General features: G+C 71.7%; 15 protein-coding genes. 10 read left to right on the top strand and 5 right to left on the bottom strand.

Annotated elements, in window-relative coordinates:
* Positions 1 to 282 (bottom strand): Lrp/AsnC family transcriptional regulator, encoded by a 282-nt coding sequence (locus RFN52_RS10705; RefSeq protein WP_030848030.1) that lies wholly within the window; start codon positions 280 to 282, stop codon positions 1 to 3.
* Entirely contained in the window at positions 279 to 1,031 is a 753-nt protein-coding gene (locus RFN52_RS10700) for a rhomboid family intramembrane serine protease (RefSeq protein WP_184845448.1), read from the bottom strand. Before RFN52_RS10700 ends, RFN52_RS10705 begins: the two co-directional genes overlap by 4 nt.
* A gap of 159 nt (positions 1,032 to 1,190) precedes the next feature.
* Between RFN52_RS10700 and RFN52_RS10695 the strand changes: the two genes are divergently transcribed.
* The 5 genes from RFN52_RS10695 (at position 1,191) to RFN52_RS10675 (ending at position 6,570) form a co-directional block, all read left to right on the top strand.
* Complete coding sequence (locus RFN52_RS10695) at positions 1,191 to 1,430, top strand: hypothetical protein (RefSeq protein WP_033312729.1); 240 nt, start codon at positions 1,191 to 1,193, stop codon at positions 1,428 to 1,430.
* Between the two features lie 37 nt (positions 1,431 to 1,467).
* The gene (locus RFN52_RS10690) at positions 1,468 to 2,817 is read left to right on the top strand and encodes an NYN domain-containing protein (protein WP_184845446.1); all 1,350 of its coding nucleotides are present in this window, start codon (positions 1,468 to 1,470) and stop codon (positions 2,815 to 2,817) included.
* Between the two features lie 246 nt (positions 2,818 to 3,063).
* Positions 3,064 to 4,104, top strand: a complete 1,041-nt coding sequence (locus RFN52_RS10685; protein ID WP_184845443.1) for a C40 family peptidase — start codon at positions 3,064 to 3,066, stop codon at positions 4,102 to 4,104.
* Between the two features lie 234 nt (positions 4,105 to 4,338).
* Positions 4,339 to 5,352: a C40 family peptidase gene (locus RFN52_RS10680; RefSeq protein WP_184845441.1), complete on the top strand. Its 1,014-nt coding sequence runs from the start codon at positions 4,339 to 4,341 to the stop codon at positions 5,350 to 5,352.
* 33 nt (positions 5,353 to 5,385) lie between these two features.
* Positions 5,386 to 6,570 (top strand): hypothetical protein, encoded by a 1,185-nt coding sequence (locus RFN52_RS10675; RefSeq protein ID WP_184845439.1) that lies wholly within the window; start codon positions 5,386 to 5,388, stop codon positions 6,568 to 6,570.
* Between the two features lie 25 nt (positions 6,571 to 6,595).
* Here the strand turns inward: RFN52_RS10675 and RFN52_RS10670 are convergent, their stop codons facing one another.
* Positions 6,596 to 7,126, bottom strand: a complete 531-nt coding sequence (locus RFN52_RS10670) for a PadR family transcriptional regulator (protein ID WP_184845437.1) — start codon at positions 7,124 to 7,126, stop codon at positions 6,596 to 6,598.
* A gap of 150 nt (positions 7,127 to 7,276) precedes the next feature.
* Between RFN52_RS10670 and RFN52_RS10665 the strand changes: the two genes are divergently transcribed.
* Positions 7,277 to 8,599, top strand: a complete 1,323-nt coding sequence (locus tag RFN52_RS10665; RefSeq protein WP_184845435.1) for an MATE family efflux transporter — start codon at positions 7,277 to 7,279, stop codon at positions 8,597 to 8,599.
* Here RFN52_RS10665 and RFN52_RS10660 read toward each other — a convergent pair.
* The gene (locus tag RFN52_RS10660) at positions 8,560 to 9,795 is read right to left on the bottom strand and encodes a glycosyltransferase 87 family protein (protein WP_184845433.1); all 1,236 of its coding nucleotides are present in this window, start codon (positions 9,793 to 9,795) and stop codon (positions 8,560 to 8,562) included. The two genes, RFN52_RS10665 and RFN52_RS10660, sit on opposite strands and share 40 nt — an antisense overlap.
* A gap of 117 nt (positions 9,796 to 9,912) precedes the next feature.
* Between RFN52_RS10660 and RFN52_RS10655 the strand changes: the two genes are divergently transcribed.
* Both RFN52_RS10655 and RFN52_RS10650 read left to right on the top strand, forming a co-directional pair.
* Positions 9,913 to 11,055: a glycosyltransferase family 4 protein gene (locus tag RFN52_RS10655; protein ID WP_184845431.1), complete on the top strand. Its 1,143-nt coding sequence runs from the start codon at positions 9,913 to 9,915 to the stop codon at positions 11,053 to 11,055.
* 148 nt (positions 11,056 to 11,203) lie between these two features.
* Entirely contained in the window at positions 11,204 to 12,841 is a 1,638-nt protein-coding gene (locus tag RFN52_RS10650; protein WP_445082015.1) for a GMC oxidoreductase, read from the top strand.
* Between the two features lie 16 nt (positions 12,842 to 12,857).
* Here RFN52_RS10650 and RFN52_RS10645 read toward each other — a convergent pair whose 3' ends face one another.
* Positions 12,858 to 14,654: an AMP-dependent synthetase/ligase gene (locus RFN52_RS10645; RefSeq protein WP_184845427.1), complete on the bottom strand. Its 1,797-nt coding sequence runs from the start codon at positions 14,652 to 14,654 to the stop codon at positions 12,858 to 12,860.
* A 297-nt stretch (positions 14,655 to 14,951) separates the two neighbouring features.
* Here RFN52_RS10645 and RFN52_RS10640 point away from each other — a divergent pair, with 297 nt between their 5' ends.
* Positions 14,952 to 15,749 (top strand): metallophosphoesterase family protein, encoded by a 798-nt coding sequence (locus RFN52_RS10640; protein WP_184845425.1) that lies wholly within the window; start codon positions 14,952 to 14,954, stop codon positions 15,747 to 15,749.
* A 111-nt stretch (positions 15,750 to 15,860) separates the two neighbouring features.
* Positions 15,861 to 16,301, top strand: a complete 441-nt coding sequence (locus RFN52_RS10635) for an SRPBCC family protein (RefSeq protein ID WP_062926382.1) — start codon at positions 15,861 to 15,863, stop codon at positions 16,299 to 16,301.
* Positions 16,302 to 16,333: the final 32 nt, after the last annotated feature.

The following is a 16,333-nucleotide window of genomic DNA, read 5'->3' as shown; positions in this document are numbered from 1 at the left end:
CTAGTTGTCCAGCCCGATCGAGAAGGCCGCCTCCAGGTCGTGCTGGGAGTACGTGCGGAACGCCACGTGTGTGTCGGTCCCCTCCACCCCGGGGATCTTGCTGATCCGGCCCGGGATGACCTCCGCCAGGTCCTCGTGCTCCTTGACCCGGACCATCGCGATCAGGTCGTAGGTGCCCGTGACGGAGAAGACCTCGCTGACGCTGTCCAGCGCGGCGATCGACTCGGCGATCTCGGGGATCCGGTCCACGCTGGTCTTGATGAGGACGATCGCGGTGATCACGGCTGGTTCTCTCCCTCGGGGGCCGGTGCAGGGGCGGCCTTCACTCTAGTAGGGCTGGTGGGACGGCCGTAGCGGACCGACGCATAGCCGAAGCCCAGACCGAACCCGATCAGGTGGGCGAGGTAGGCCACCCCCGGCCCGTCCGAGGCCCGCCCCGCCGCCAGCCACTGCAGCGCCGCCCAGAACGGCAGCACCACCCACGCCGGGAAACGCACCGGCAGGAAGAAGAGGAACGGCAGGAGACTGGTCACCCGGGCACGGGGGAACAGGTACAGGAACGCACCGAGGACCGCGGAGATCGCCCCCGAGGCACCGACCAGGGACTGCTCGGAGTCCGCGTTGGCGACGGCGTAACCCAGCAGGGCCAGGTAGCCGCAGCCGACGTAGAACAGGGTGAACTGCACTCGCCCCATCCGCTCCTCGGTCATCGCCCCGAAGACGTAGAGGAAGAGCATGTTGCCGAGCAGGTGCACCCAGCTGCCGTGGACGAAGAGCGCGGTGGCGGGGGTCAGGGCCGCCCCCGCGGACCCTTCGAACAGTTCTGCGGGAATCACGCCCCAGCGCCGGAAGTAGGCCCGCTGCACGGCGAGCAGTTCGTCGCCCGTGCCGTACGCCGGATTCAGGCCCGAGGCGGGCCCGGCCAGGAAGGCAAGGCAGCACAGGGCGATCAGTGAGTACGTCACCGGCGCCGACGACCCCCTGGCCGCTCTGCCGGCCCGGACGAGCGACGCACTCCACTTGCGGATCATGAATACAGAGCATGACGTAACCGGACGCAACCACCCAGACCGCCTCGCCGCCGTGGACGCGCGGGCGGCGGGTACCCGCCAGGCCGTAGGGTTACGAGCCACACGCACCGGGGATGCCGGTCGCGTCGCGGACACTAGAAGGAAAGAGAACAGGTCACGATGACGGTTCCCCTGCCGACCGCCGAGACGCGGTGGCGCTGCACCCTCTGCGGCAACCTCACGAGGTTCGACGTGACCCGCTCGGCGAAGGTCGTCGAGTACGTCCACCTCGACCTGGCCGGAGAGCCGAAGGTCGAGGAGCGCGAGGTGCTCAGTGAGACCATCGAGTCGGTGCGCTGCCGCTGGTGCAACGCGGTGGACCAGGTGGAACTCGTGGACAGGCCGGGCGCCGGCTCCTGACGGGAGCGGGCCCCGCTCAGGCATTGGGGTGTGACGGATGGTGGAGACCACGGGCGGGGGGCCGGACGACGGCGCCGCCGAGGTGCTCGACCGTCCGCTGCCCGACGGCGTGCGCCGCAGGGTCGTGCAGATCGTCTCCGACGGCTTCGGCGCGCTGACGGTCGGGGAGCTGCCCGCCCAGCTCCGGCAGTACGCCCGGTTCGCACCGAACCGCCGGGCGAAGTTCGCCGGCAACGCGATGGCGGCCGCGCTGGAGACCGATCCGCTCTTCCGGCAGCGCATCGGGGAGAAGCTCAGAGAGGCCCAGCCGGAACTGACCGGCGCCCTGGACTCAGGCTCCCCGCCCCCGGCCGCGGACCCGCTCGACGTGGCGGCCGCGGCCTACGTACTGCGGCCCCCCGGCTGGGTGAAGCAGGTGACCGCCGCCGGCGAGGAGGCCCAGCGGGCCGACGCCGAGCGCGCCGACGAGGAGGGCCGGGCCGAGCTGGAGCGGCTGCGCGCCGAACTGGACCGGGCCCGCGACCATACCCGAGCCGAGACCGAGCGGCTGCGCACGGAGCTGGAATCGGCCAAGAAGGAAACCGAGTCGCTGCACCGCAAGCTGCGCGCCGCCCTCAGCGACGTCAAGCGCGGCGAGGCCGCCCTGCGCAAGGCGCAGGGCGAGATCGAGGCCGTCCGCGCCGAGGGGAACGCCCAGGTGTCCGCCGCCGAGAGCGAGAGCCGGCGGCTCAAGTCCCGGCTGGGCGAGACCGAGGCCGCCCTGGAGGCCGCGCGCCGGGCCGCCCGCGAGGGCCGCAGCGTCGAGGATATGCGGGTCCGGCTGCTGCTGGACACCCTGCTGGACGCCACCCAGGGGCTCCGTCGCGAACTGGCCCTGCCGCCGGTGTCGGTGCGCCCCGCCGAGACCGTCGACGCCGTCGAGCCGGGCCGGATGTCCCCGAAGGACATCGCCGCCCGCGCCCTGTCCGAGAACGACCCGCAGGTCATGGACCAGCTGCTGGCGCTGCCGCAGGCCCATCTGGTCGTCGACGGCTACAACGTCACCAAGACCGGCTATCCGCAGATGCCGCTGGAGAAGCAGCGCCTGAGGCTGCTCGGGCAGCTCTCCCAACTGGCCGCGCAGAGCGGCGCCGAGGTGACCTGCGTCTTCGACGGTGCCGAACTCGCCGCGCCGGTGCTGCTCGCGCCGCCGCGCGGCGTCCGGGTGCTCTTCTCGAAGCCGGGCGTCACCGCCGACGAGCTGATCCGCCAGCTGGTGCGTGCCGAGCCCCCGGGCCGCCCGGTCATCGTGGCCTCCACCGACCGCGAGGTCGCCGACGGCGTGGCCCGCGCCGGCGCCCGCCCGGTGGCCTCGGCGATGCTCCTGAAGCGCCTTTCGCGGTCCTAGGAGACGTACGTCCCTTGCGTAACCTCCGGGCGTGATGCCCGAATTGATGGGACCTGTGAGCCACGGTGCGTCAAGTGGGTCTCACCGCCCGTGAGTCCAGAGGAAAAGTTGGCCTACCGTGACGCAATTTTTCATCTGAGGATTTGAACTGATCACAGGAAGGTCACTAGGGTCGGGCCGAACCTCCGCTCGGGTGATCACTCATCGGGAGAGACGGCGGAGGGGCTGAGAAGGAGCTTTTCACCCGTGGCGTCCCACCGTCGTCCCAAGCAGCCGAGCCGCGCACGTGTGACCGTGCTGACCACCGCCGCCGCCGCTGCCGTCGCCTTCAGCTCGCAGGCCGCCAACGCCGCCCCCAGCGAGAAGCCGAGCAAGGACGAGGTCAAGGCCAAGGTCGACAAGCTCTACGAAGAGGCGGAGCAGGCCACCGAGAAGTACAACGGGGCCAAGGAGAAGCAGGAGAAGCTCCAGAAGGAGATCTCCACCATCCAGGACAACGTGGCCCGCGGCCAGGAGGAGCTCAACGAGCTCCGCGACAGCCTGGGCCTCGCCGCCGCGTCGCAGTACCGCACCGGCTCCATCGACCCCTCCGTCCAGCTGTTCCTCTCCGCGAACCCGGAGGACTACCTGGACAAGGCCTCCACCCTCGACCAGTTGAGCAGCCAGCAGGTCGAGGCGCTGAAGAAGGTCCAGGAGAAGCAGCGCGAGCTGGCCCAGGAGCGCGCCGAGGCCTCCGAGAAGCTCAAGGACCTCGCCTCCACCCGGACCGAACTCGGCAAGAAGAAGAAGGAAGTCCAGGGCAAGCTCTCCTCCGCGCAGAAGCTGCTCAACACCCTCAGCGCCGCCGAGAAGGCCGCACTGGCCGCCGAGCAGAACCGCGCCAGCCGGACCAGCGAGCGCGACGCCCTCACCGCCGACGTCCCGCCCGGCTCGGGCCGTGCCGCCGCCGCCTTCGCCTTCGCCCAGAGCCAGCTCGGCAAGCCCTACGTCTACGGCGCGACCGGCATGAGCTCCTACGACTGCTCCGGCCTCACCTCCCGGGCGTACGCCGCGGCCGGCGTCCAGATCCCGCGCACCTCCGAGGCCCAGACCGGCGCCGGCACCAAGATCTACTCGGTCAGCCAGCTCAAGGTCGGCGACCTGGTCTTCTTCTTCAACGACCTGCACCACGTGGGCCTCTACGCCGGCAACGGGCAGATCATCCACGCCCCGCGCACCGGCACGGTCGTCCGCTACGAGTCGATGGACACCATCGGTGGCCCGTTCATGTTCGGCGTCCGGGTCTGACACCGTCCCCCGTCGCCGTCCCCCGAAGACCTCTCGGCGTCCTCGAGACCAGGACACCGTGTCCGCCGTCCGGGCGAATCGCAACAGCCCCGAGTGAGCCCCCGCCCCGCCGTTGACCTGCGTCAGCGGCGGGGCGCCGTGCTGAGTACCCACGGATGGTCGTTGGCGGCCCCCTGTCGCGGGGCTACTGTCTGCCGCGTTCCAAGTCCGCCAGCGGAAGGAGAGCTGCTTCCCGTGGGGTCCCATCGCCGCCTTGCACCGTCCGGGTTCGACCGGGGCGCCGGTGCCGCGGTCAGCGTCCTGGCCGTCGCGGCCGCCGCCGTCGGCGCGGTACCGTCCGTCGCCGCACCGTACGACGACACCCGGGCCACGTTGGACCGGCTTTACGAGCAGGCCGAGAAGGCGACCGAGGCGTACAACGAGGCCGACGAGCGTGCCGACGAGCTGCGCGACGAGGTCGGCACCGTCCGGGACCGCATCGCCCGCGGCCAGCACCGCGTCAACACCCTGCGGGACTCCCTCGGTTCGCTGGCCGGCGCCCAGTACCGCGAGGGCGGCATCGACCCGTCCATCGCCCTGCTGTTCTCCGACGACCCGGACGACTACCTCGACCACGCGTCCCGGCTCGACCGCCTCACCGCCCACCATGCCGGTGAGCTGAGGGAGCTCCGGCACGCCATGCGCGAACTCGCCCAGGACCGCGAGGAGGCCGCCGGGAAGCTCCACGAACTGGACCGGAGCCGCGAGGCCGTCACCGCGCACAAGAAGGCCGTCGAGCGGAAACTCGCCACGGCCCGGCGGCTGCTCAACTCCCTGCCGGAGTCCGAGCGCGACGCCTACGGCCGGGCCTCCCGCTCCGGCCGCGGCGGCCTGCCCGGCCCCGGCGGCGCCACCGCCGCCTCGGGACGCGGGTCGGCCGCCGTCGCCGCCGCCCGCAGTGCTCTCGGCAAGCCCTACGTCTGGGGCGCCAACGGGCCCTCAGGCTTCGACTGTTCGGGCCTGATGCAGTGGTCGTACGCGCAGGCCGGGGTCTCCCTGCCGCGCACCTCGCAGGCCCAGCGGTACGCCGGCCGGCAGATCCCGCTGTCCGAGGCGCGCCCCGGTGACCTGGTCGTCTACCGGGGCGACGCCAGCCACGTCGGGATGTACATGGGCAACGGCCAGGTCATCCACGCGCCCTACCCCGGCGCGCCCGTGCGCTACGACCCGGTCGGGATGATGCCCGTCTCGTCGGTCACCAGGGTCTGACCGGGGCGGCCCGGCGCCCGTACGATCGGGAACGTGGCTGGTCGAAGGTCGGGGTCCGTGCTCGTGGCGCTCGTCGTGCTGCTCGTCGCCCTGACCGGGTGCGGCGGGCGGCCCGCGGCCGACCGTGCCACGGCCGACGTCCAGCGGCTTCTGGACCGGCGGGCCGCAGCCGTCCTCGACCGCGACGAGCGGGCCTACGAACGCACGGGCAGGGGGACGGATTTCGCCAGACTGCGCGCGGTGCCCGTGGCCGCCTGGTCGTACCGGGTGACCGGACTGCGCCGCACCGGCGACACGGCCACCGCCGACGCCGAACTGCGCTACCGCGTCGCCGGGTACGACCGGGCGCCGGTGACCGCCGGGCGCACCCTGCGGCTGAGCCGGGGCGCTGACGGGAAGTGGTCCGTCGACACCGACCGGCCCGCGAAGAAGTCCGCGCAGCAGCTCTGGGACCAGGGGGCGGTGCACCTCGTCCGGGGCCGGTACAGCCTCGTGCTCGGCGTCGGGCAGTCCGGGCGGGCGCTGCGGGACTTCGCGGACCTGGCCGACCGTGCCGTGCCCGCCGTGTCGGACGCCTGGGGCACGCGATGGAGCCGGCGGGTCGTCGTGCTCGTACCGAGGTCGCTGGAGGGGATGGCGGGGCTGCTCGGCTCGCCCGCCTCCTCCTACCGCGGGATCGCGGCGGTCACCACCGGTGAGACGGGCGCGCGGGACCGGGCGTCGGCGGACCGGATCATCGTCAACCCGGACGCTTTCGCGCTCCTCGGCGGTCTCGGCGAGCAGGTCGTCGTCACCCACGAGACCACCCATGTCGCCACCCGCGCCCGCACCACGGCCGCCACGCCCCTGTGGCTGTCCGAGGGGTACGCCGACTGGGTCGGCTACCGCGCCACCGGCCGCACCCCTGCCGAGGCCGCGCCCGAACTGTCCCGGGCAGTCGGTGCGGGCCGGGTCCCCGGCGCGCTCCCGGACGACGAGGACTTCGGCTTCACCGGCGACGCGAGCCGCCTGGCCCGTGCCTACGAGAGCGGCTGGACGGCGTGCCGGCTGATCGCCGACCACTGGGGCGAGTCCCGGCTGCGCGACTTCTACGGGGCCGTCGGGGAGCACCGGGAGCGGCCCGGGGCTGTGGAGGACGCGATGCGGAAGGTACTGGGGACGACGCCGGAGGCCTTCACGGAGCAGTGGCGGGCCTATCTGCGGGATCAGCTGGGCTGACCCCGGGGCCGGACCGTCCGCGGCCTCACTCCTGCCGGTCGAGCAGCTCGACGGCCTCCCGCAGCCAGGCCCGTTCGGCCTCGCCCGTCGCCCGGGCCACGCGCAGCATGCCCTGGCGGAACAGGTCGTCCGACTCCTCGGCGCGGACCGGCTTGCCGGAGTCGTAGAAGAAGCTCGCCGGGGTTTCCAGGAAGTCCAGCCGGCGGCGCAGCACCGCGGCCTGCTCGTGCCGGTCGGGCAGATGGCGCAGGAACGCGAGGACCGTGTTGAAGCGGACGTGGTCGGTGATCTCCGTCTGCTTCGGGTCGCGCAGGCGCGCCAGCAGTTCCTCCCGGCCTTTTGCGGTGAGGGCGAGGATCCGGCGCGGGGCCGCGCTCGCGCCCGGCTCGGTGTGCTGGTCGAGCAGGCCCGCCGTGGTCAGCCGGGTGATCGCCGGGTAGAGCGCACCGTCGCTGACCGGACGCACATGCCCGGTCAGCGCTTTGATGCGTTCCTTCAACTCGTAGCCGTGAAGGGGCTCCTCGGCCAGGAAACCCAGGATCGACAGCTCCAGCATGGTCCTCCTTGCGGGCGGGTCAGAACGCATGCTACCTCTTACCGAGATACCTCGATCCGAGCTACCTCGAACAGATGTAGATCGGATCGTGTCGGCTCGGACCGAGGTGTGCCGCATCGCGGTTCATCAGGACTCAGGGGGACCGTCACCGTGAACGCCCACCGCGAACAGCTCGTGCTGCTCGCCCGGCCCGTGTACTTCTCGCTCCTCGCCTCCGTCGCCGCCGGGATCATCAACACCGTCTGGGTCGCCCGGCTGGGCGGACCGGCCGTGGCCGCCGTGGCCGTGGCGACCACCACGGAGAACGTGCTGCTCGGCGTCGCCCTGGTCTTCGGCTCGGGCACGACCGTGCTGGTCGCCCACGCCCGGGGCGCCCGCGACCCCGCCGCCGTACGGGCCGCGGTGCGCGGCGGATGGGCGCTGTGGGCGCTGGTGACACCGGTGGTGGTGGCCTGCGGCCTGCTGGGGCGCGAACCGCTGGCCCGGCTGGTGCTGGGCGGGGCCGACGGCGCCGCCCTCCCGCTCGCCGTCGCCTACTTCACGCTCTCCATGCCGGGCCTGGCCGTCTTCTTCGCCCAGCAGCTCGTCGACGGCATCCTCAAGGGCACCGGCGATACCCGCACCCCGATGCGCCTCGCCCTGCTGGCAGGCGGCCTGCTCCTGGCCCTCGACCCGCTCTTCATCCACCTCTACGGCGTCCGGGGTGCCGCAGCCGCGACGGTGCTGTCCCGGTGTGCGGCGCTCGGGGCCGGACTCGTCGCGCTGCGGCGCTCCCCCCTGCTGCGCACGGCCCGCCGGGCCGAACCGGCCGAGTCCCTGGACGCCTCCCTGCGGCGCACGCTGAGGACCGGCCTGCCCATGTCCGCCGACTTCACCGTGCGCCAGACCGGAGCCCTGGTCCTGGTCGCGATCGTGGCGCGGCTCGGGGTGACGGCGGTGGCGGCGTACGCGATCGCCTACAAGGTCATGTACGTGGTGACCATGGCCTTCTACGCCGTCCGGCAGGCCGCCTCCATTCACACCGCGCACACGCGGGGTGCCGGTCGGGACGCCCGGCGGGCGATCGGGCGGCAGGCCGTGCTCCTCTCCGGCGCCGTCGGGCTCGCCGGGGCCGTGCTCCTGGCCGTCACCGCCCCCTGGATCATGGCCGCCTTCGGCGCCGGGCCCCGGGTCGCGGGCGAGGGCGTGCTGTTCCTGCGGTGCGTCGGGCCCTACCTGGTGCTGCTGGGCTGTCTCATCGCGCTCGGCGGGGTCTTCGAGGGCAGCGGGCGGGCCCCGGTGCTGCTGCGGGTGACCGTGCTCGGGACGGCCGTCCAGCTGGGACCGGCATACGCCCTCACGGGGTTCGGGCTGCCCGGGGTGTGTCTCGCGATGGCGCTCGCGGCGGCCGTGCAGTGCGCGTCGGCGGGGCTGCTGTTCCGGCGGGACCCGGCTCAGGAGGAGACGGGGGTCTCGTCGGTGCGGACGGGCTGAGCGGGCACGGGAGCGGGGAGGGTACGCGGCACCGCCGCACGCCACAGGGCGCGGGCCGCGACCAGCGCCGCGGCCACCAGGAGGCCGTTGCGCAGGAACAGCAGGGTGAGGCCGAGGCCGTCGCTGGCCACGACGTTGGCGAAGTAGAACGGGAACTCCAGCGCCGTCACGAAGCACGCCACCAGCACCAGGACGACCGGCAGCCGCATCCGGCTCCCCGGGAAGTACAGGCACACCGCCGCCAGCCCGACCAGCCACACCATGTACTGCGGGCTGATCACCCGGCTGGTGGTGGTGAACATCAGCACCGCCACGAAGGCCGCGTCGGCGAGCGTGTGCTCCTCGAAGCGCCGGGCCAGCAGCCGCCACAGCACCAGCCAGCCGAAGGCCGCCCCGGTCAGGAACAGGGCGCCCGTGCTCACCTCGCTCACATACGGCCCGATGAACTCGATCGAGCCGTAGTTCAGTTTCACCTCGCCCTGCCAGCCGAAGTGCCGGGCGACATGGAAGACCAGTGCGCCCAGCGACTCCACCTCGGTGCCCCGGTCGCGCTGGAAGGTCAGGAACGCGAACGCGCCCGGCATGGTCAGCGCGAACGCACCCGTCACCACGATGCCCGTCACCAGGGCCGACACCCAGGCGCTGCGGCGGCGGGCGGCCAGCAGCAGCATGGCCGGCCAGATCTTCAGCAGGGCGCCGAAGGCTGCCAGGGCTCCCAGCGCCTTCGGGTGCCGGGCGCCCGCGAGGAGGGCGGCCATGGCCACCGCCGTGACCATCACGTCGTAGCGGGCGTAGACCGTCGGGCCGAGCAGCGGTACGCCGATCACCCAGACCCAGGCGCCGCGCAGCGAGCGGCCCGGGCGGCGTCCGGCGTACGTCATCAAGGCCAGCACGGCCAGGTCGGTGACGCAGACCAGCACGAAGAACGCGGTGCCGTAGTCCAGGAAGGGCAGCAGGCCGGGGGAGAGGATCGCCAGCGCGGCGGCGGGCGGGTACTGCCAGGTCACGTCGCGCAGCGGGAACGTTCCGGTGCTGAGGACCTCGTACCAGCCCCGGTAGATCACGTGCACGTCGCTCGTGACGTCCGGGCCCGGGAAGACGTACACCTTCAGGACGAACAGCAGCAGCAACAGTCTCGTGAGACACCAGACCACCGGCAGCCATGCCAGGGACCGCCTCGTGCCCGTCGTCTTCACGTGATCCCTGCCCGTTCGTGCGCCGTGTTGATGGGGCCATGATGGGCCCGTCAGCTGTGAGCGTGCCATACCTGCCGGCGCGTACGGCGGCGAGGGCCGTTGGGTAGGGTCGGCGGCGTGCGCAAGACCCTGATCGTGACCAACGACTTCCCGCCGCGGCCCGGGGGCATCCAGGCGTTCCTGCACAACATGGCGCTGCGGCTGGACCCCCAGCAGCTGGTCGTCTACGCCTCGACCTGGAAGCGGACCCGGGAGGGTGTCGAGGCGACCCGCGCGTTCGACGCCGAGCAGCCCTTCACCGTCGTACGGGACCGTACGACCATGCTGCTGCCCACGCCTGGTGTCACCCGGCGGGCCGTCGGACTGCTGCGGGAGCACGGCTGCGCCTCGGTGTGGTTCGGGGCGGCGGCCCCGCTCGGCCTGATGGCACCGGCCCTGCGCAGCGCGGGCGCCGAGCGGCTGGTCGCCACCACGCACGGCCACGAGGCCGGCTGGGCGCAGCTGCCCGCCGCCCGGCAGCTGCTGCGGCGGATCGGGGACTCCACGGACACGATCACCTACCTCGGCGAGTACACCCGCTCACGCATCGCCTCGGCCCTGACGCCCGAGGCGGCCGGGCGGATGGCGCAGCTGCCGCCCGGGGTCGACGAGAAGACGTTCCACCCGGGCTCGGGCGGCGAGGAGGTGCGGGCCCGGCTGGGCCTGACGGACCGCCCGGTCGTGGTCTGCGTCTCCCGGCTCGTCCGCCGCAAGGGCCAGGACACGCTGATCCGGGCCCTGCCGCGCATCCTGGCGGCCGAGCCCGACACCGTCCTGCTGATCGTCGGCGGCGGCCCCTACGAGAAGGACCTGCGGCGGCTCGCGCACGAGACCGGCGTCGCCTCCGCCGTGCGCTTCACCGGCGCCGTGCCCTGGTCCGAGCTGCCCGCCCACTACGGCGCCGGCGACGTCTTCGCGATGCCCTGCCGCACCCGCCGCGGCGGCCTGGACGTCGAGGGCCTCGGCATCGTCTACCTGGAGGCCTCCGCGACGGGCCTCCCGGTCGTGGCCGGCGACTCGGGCGGCGCCCCGGACGCGGTCCTGGACGGCGAGACGGGCTGGGTGGTGAGGGGCGGCTCCCCCCAGGAGACGGCCGACCGCATCACCGTCCTCCTCGGCGACGCCGAGCTGCGCCGCAGAATGGGGGAGCGGGGCAGGGAGTGGGTCGAGGAGAAGTGGCGCTGGGACCTGCTGGCGGAACACCTCAAAGACTTGCTGTAGTGCAGTTTGCCTTTCAGGGGCGCGGGGCTGTTCCGATATGCGGCTGCGCCGCGTGGGCGCGAGAAAGCACGAACGACCCCCACCCGCCGTCAAGGATCAAGTCCCACCCCACTAGGCGGAACCCGCAAATCCGCCGATGCTGCGCAACATGACAGCAAACCTGACGCGTCGTCACCTGACAAGACGTCAAATACTCGGAATGGCAGCCCTTCAGACAGCTGCCGCCCTCGGCTTCACCCGCATCGGCCTCCAAAGCGCCCGAGCCGCCCAGCCCGATGCGGTCGACACCGCCCCCGCCATAGTCGTCGGCTCCGGCTACGGCGGTGCCGTAGCCGCCCTGCGCCTCGCCCAGGCCGGCATCCGCACCCTCGTCCTGGAGATGGGCCGCCTCTGGAACACCAACGGCCCCGACGGCAAGGTCTTCTGCACCACCAGCGCACCCGACCACCGCTCCATGTGGTTCCGCGACCGCACCGAGGCACCCCTCGGCACCTTCCTCTGGCTGGACGTCGTCAACCGGGACATCGGCCGTTACCCGGGCGTCCTGGACCGCGTGCACTTCGACCACATGTCCGTGTACGTCGGCCGGGGCGTCGGCGGCGGCTCCCTGGTCAACGGCAGCATGGCGGTCACCCCGCCCCGGTCGTACTTCGCCGAACAGTTCCCGACCGTCGACACCGACGAGATGTACGGCACGTACTTCCCGCGCGCCCGGGCCGCCCTGGGGGTGAACACCGTCGACCCGGCCTGGTTCGAGTCGACGGAGTGGTACCGCTTCAGCCGCGTCTCCCGCAAGCACGCCGAGAAGACCGGCCTGCGCACGACCTTCGTGCCCAGCGTCTACGACTTCGGCCACATGCAGCGCGAGGCGGCGGGCACCGCCCCGAAGTCGGCGCTCGGCGGCGAGGTCATCTACGGCAACAACCACGGCAAGCGCAGCCTCGACAAGACGTACCTCGCCACCGCGCTCGGTACCGGCAGGGTCACCATCCACACCCTGGAGAAGGTGCGCGCGATCAGCCGCGCGCCGGACGGCACCTACGTCCTGACCGCCGACCGCATCGACGAGACCGGCCGCGTCGTCGAGACCAAGGAGTACGGCTGCACGTACCTCTTCCTCGGCGGCGGCAGCCTCGGCACCACCGAACTGCTGCTGCGCGCCCGGGAGACGGGCACCCTGCCCGCGCTCGACGCCAGTGTCGGGGCCGGCTGGGGCACCAACGGCAACGTGATGCTCGGCCGGGCCAACCACCTGTGGGACACGGTCGGCGCCAACCAGTCGACCATGCCGGTCATGGGCATCGACGACTGGGCCAACACCGCCAACCCGGTCTTCGCCGAGATCGCCCCGCTGCCGACGGGCCTGGAGCACTGGGTGAGCCTCTACCTTGCGATCACCAGGAACCCGGAACGGGCGTCCTTCTCCTACGACGCCGGCTCCGACCGGCTGCGGCTCGGCTGGACGGCCGCCCACAGCGCGGTCTCCGTCGCCATGGCCAAGAAGCTCTTCGACCGGATCAACGCGGCCAACGCGACGATCTACCGGTACGACCTCTTCGGCTCGAAGAGCAAGGTCTTCGCCGACGACTTCACCTACCACCCGCTGGGCGGCTGCGTACTGGGCCGGGCGACCGACGACTACGGGCGGGTGAAGGGGTACTCCCGGCTGTACGTCACGGACGGCTCGCTGGTGCCCGGGTCGCTCGGGGTCAATCCCTTCGTGACCATCACCGCCCTCGCCGAACGCACGATGGCGCGGGTCCTCGCCGAGGACACCGCGCCATAACCGACCCGGCCGTGGGTCACTTCGCGTAGATGGCCTCGACCTCGTGCGCGTAGTCCTTCGCCACCACGTTCCGCTTCAGCTTCAGCGAGGGCGTCAGGTGGCCCGAATCCTCCGTGAACTGGGAGGACAGAATGCGGAACTTCCGCACCGATTCCGCCTTCGACACCGCGGCGTTGCCGTCGTCGATCGCCGCCTGGATCGCGGCCAGCAGGTCCGGGTCCTCGCTCAGCGACGCCGCGGTGGCACCCGCCGGCTTGCCGTGGTCGGAGCACCAACGGCCGAGGAACTCCTCGTCGATGGTGATCAGCGCGCCCACGAACGGCCGCCCGTCACCCACCACCATGCACTCCGCGACCAGCGCGTGCGCCCGGATGCGGTCCTCGATCACGGCCGGGGCGACGTTCTTGCCGCCCGCGGTGACGATGATCTCCTTCTTGCGGCCGGTGATCCGAAGGTAGCCGTCCTCGTCCAGGGTCCCGATGTCACCGGTGTGGAACCAGCCGTCGGCCAGCGCCTCGGCGGTCGCGCCGGGGTTGTTCCAGTACTCCTTGAACAGGTGCTCGCCGTGCAGCAGCACCTCGCCGTCGTCGGCGATCCGCACCACCGAGCCGGGCAGCGGCTGCCCGACCGTGCCGATCTTCTGCCGGTCCCACGGGTTGAACGCGGTGGCCGCACAGGACTCGGTCAGGCCGTAGCCCTCCAGGACCGTGAAGCCGATGCCGCGGAAGAAGTGCCCGAGGCGCTCACCGAGCGGGGCGCCGCCGGAGATGGCGTACTCGCCCCGGCCGCCGAGGACCGCCCGGAGCTTGCTGTAGACGAGCTTGTCGAACGTCTTGTGCTTGATCTTCAGGCCGAACGACGGGCCCGAGGGGGTGTCCAGCGCCTTGCTGTAGGCGATCGCGGTGTCGGCGGCCTTGTCGAAGATCTTGCCCTTGCCGTCGGCCTGGGCCTTGGCGCGGGCCGAGTTGTAGACCTTCTCGAAGACGCGCGGCACACCGAGGATCAGCGTCGGGCGGAACGCGGCCAGCTCGTCGGTGAGGTCCTTGATGTCCGGGACCGTGCCCAGCTTGATCGGCGCCATCATCGGGGCGATCTGCACCAGCCGGCCGAAGACGTGCGCGAGCGGCAGGAAGAGCAGCACCGAGCACTCGCCGGTGCGGAACAGCGGACGCAGCCGCTCTACGATGTTGCCGCACTCGGCGAAGAAGCTGCGGTGGGTGAGCACACAGCCCTTGGGGCGGCCGGTGGTGCCCGAGGTGTAGACGATGGTCGCCGGGTCGTCGGCCTTGGCGAACGAGCCGCGCTCCTCGACCGTCGCGTCGGTGACGTCCTGGCCGAGCCGGCCCAGCTCGTCGATGCCGCCGCCGTCGATCTGCCACACGTGCTTGAGCGCCGGCAGCCCGTCGCGCACCGACTCGATCGCGGCCGAGTGGGCGTCCGACTCCACGACACAGGCGGTCGCGCCCGAGTCGCCGAGGATCCACTGCACCTGCTCAGGCGAGCTGGTCTCGTACACCGGCACGGTCACCGCGCCCGCGCTCCAGATCGCGAAGTCCAGCAGCGTCCACTCGTAACGGGTGCGGGACATCAGACCCACCCGGTCGCCCGGCTGCACCCCGGCGGCGATCAGCCCCTTCGCCGCCGCGTGCACCTCGGCGAGGAACGCGGTGGCCGTGACGTCCTGCCAGCTGCCGCCGACCTTGCGGGCGATGACGGCGACGTCCGGGTGCTGCGCGGCGTTTCTGCGGACGATGTCGGTCAGATTTCCGTCCGCAGGGACCTCGTACAAAGCCGGAAGGCTGAACTCGCGCAAGACTGCTGCTCCTCATAGGGCGCCGGCGCCACGACGGTGTGTGCTGCGACGGTGCGGTCCAAGGCTCGGGGAGGTGCTCGCGCATTCACTTGTTGAAATGCAGAGCACGACTGGACTGGCCGGACGTTACCCGCCGGTATGGCTTCTACGACAGGGGGTCCCGTCGAGATGTTCGCTGCGTCACACAGTTGGGTATTCCTTCGCGCACAGTAGTCCACGGGCTAACTGACTGGCCAGTAACCGCAGGTAGGGCCGCCACTGTTCACAAGGGCAGCGCTCGACCTACGCTTGATCGTCATGGCACCCACACCAGCCGGAAACCAGCGGACGCGCGTCCACGTGGTCAGCGACGTGCACGGCAACGCCCGCGACCTGGCCAGGGCCGGCGAGGGCGCCGACGCCCTGATCTGCCTGGGCGACCTCGTCCTGTTCCTCGACTACGCGGACCACTCGCGCGGCATCTTCCCCGACCTGTTCGGCGTCGAGAACGCCGACCGCCTCGTCGCGCTGCGCACCGCCCGCCGCTTCGAGGAGGCCCGGGTGCTCGGGGCCGAGCTGTGGGCCGGCCTCCAGGAGAACCGCGCCACGGTGATCGAGAAGGCGGTGCGCAAGCAGTACGCCGAGCTGTTCGCCGCGTTCCCCTCTCCTACGTACGCCACCTACGGCAACGTCGACATGCCGACCCTGTGGCGGGAGTACGCGGGCCCCGGCACGACCGTCCTCGACGGCGAGCGCGTCGAGATCGGCGGCCGGGTCTTCGGCTTCGTCGGCGGCGGCCTGCGCACACCGATGCGGACGCCGTACGAGATCAGCGACGAGGAGTACGCGGCGAAGATCGAGGCGATCGGCGAGGTCGACGTGCTCTGCACGCACATCCCGCCCGAGGTCCCGGAGCTGGTCTACGACACCGTCGCCCGCCGCTTCGAGCGCGGCAGCCGCGCCCTGCTGGACGCCATCCGCCGCACCCGGCCCCGCTACTCCCTCTTCGGGCACGTCCACCAGCCGCTGGTGAAACGGATGCGGATCGGTGCGACCGAGTGCGTGAACGTGGGGCACTTCGCGTCGACCGGGACCCCGTGGGCGCTGGAGTGGTGAGGACGGCCCAGGTCGGGTGAGATCCGCGGGTCCCGTGCGCGGTAGCCTTCACGCTGCACACACGTGCGCAGTAAGACGTCTTACCGGCCCGCATCTGGAGGAGCCACGGCGATGGCGGAACACACCAGCTCGAGCATCACCATCGAGGCCGCCCCGGCCGACGTCATGGCGGTCATCTCCGACTTCGCCCGCTACCCGGACTGGACCGGCGAGGTGAAGGAGGCGGAGGTCCTCAAGACCGACGCCCAGGGCCGCGCCGAGCAGGTCCGTCTCGTCATGGACGCGGGCGCGATCAAGGACGACCAGGTCCTCGGGTACACCTGGACCGGCGAGAACGAGGTGTCCTGGACGCTGGTGAAGTCCCAGATGCTGCGCTCCCTCGACGGCTCGTACATCCTCAAGCCGTCCGGCGCGGGCGGCACGGAGGTCACGTACGTCCTGACCGTGGACGTCAAGATCCCCATGCTCGGCATGATCAAGCGCAAGGCGGAGAAGGTCATCATCGACCGGGCGCTGGCCGGGCTGAAGAAGCGGGTCGAAGCGGGCAAGTAGCCCCGGCCGCGCAGCCGGCCGGCGGCAGCACC

It is taken from the genome of Streptomyces collinus (genome assembly GCF_031348265.1).
Lineage (GTDB): Bacteria > Actinomycetota > Actinomycetes > Streptomycetales > Streptomycetaceae > Streptomyces > Streptomyces collinus.
The sequence above is the reverse complement of the archived record's forward strand: the minus strand, read 5'-3'. Positions and strand labels throughout refer to the sequence as shown.

What these genes read in the sequence shown, in the direction of transcription:
- RFN52_RS10635 (WP_062926382.1), top strand. Translation starts at nt 15,861, where the DNA reads ATGGCGGAACACACCAGCTCGAGCATCACCATCGAGGCCGCCCCGGCC.
- RFN52_RS10670 (WP_184845437.1), bottom strand. Translation starts at nt 7,126, where the DNA reads ATGCTGGAGCTGTCGATCCTGGGTTTCCTGGCCGAGGAGCCCCTTCAC.
- RFN52_RS10690 (WP_184845446.1), top strand. Translation starts at nt 1,468, where the DNA reads ATGGTGGAGACCACGGGCGGGGGGCCGGACGACGGCGCCGCCGAGGTG.
- RFN52_RS10700 (WP_184845448.1), bottom strand. Translation starts at nt 1,031, where the DNA reads ATGATCCGCAAGTGGAGTGCGTCGCTCGTCCGGGCCGGCAGAGCGGCC.
- RFN52_RS10650 (WP_445082015.1), top strand. Translation starts at nt 11,204, where the DNA reads ATGACAGCAAACCTGACGCGTCGTCACCTGACAAGACGTCAAATACTC.
- RFN52_RS10695 (WP_033312729.1), top strand. Translation starts at nt 1,191, where the DNA reads ATGACGGTTCCCCTGCCGACCGCCGAGACGCGGTGGCGCTGCACCCTC.
- RFN52_RS10640 (WP_184845425.1), top strand. Translation starts at nt 14,952, where the DNA reads ATGGCACCCACACCAGCCGGAAACCAGCGGACGCGCGTCCACGTGGTC.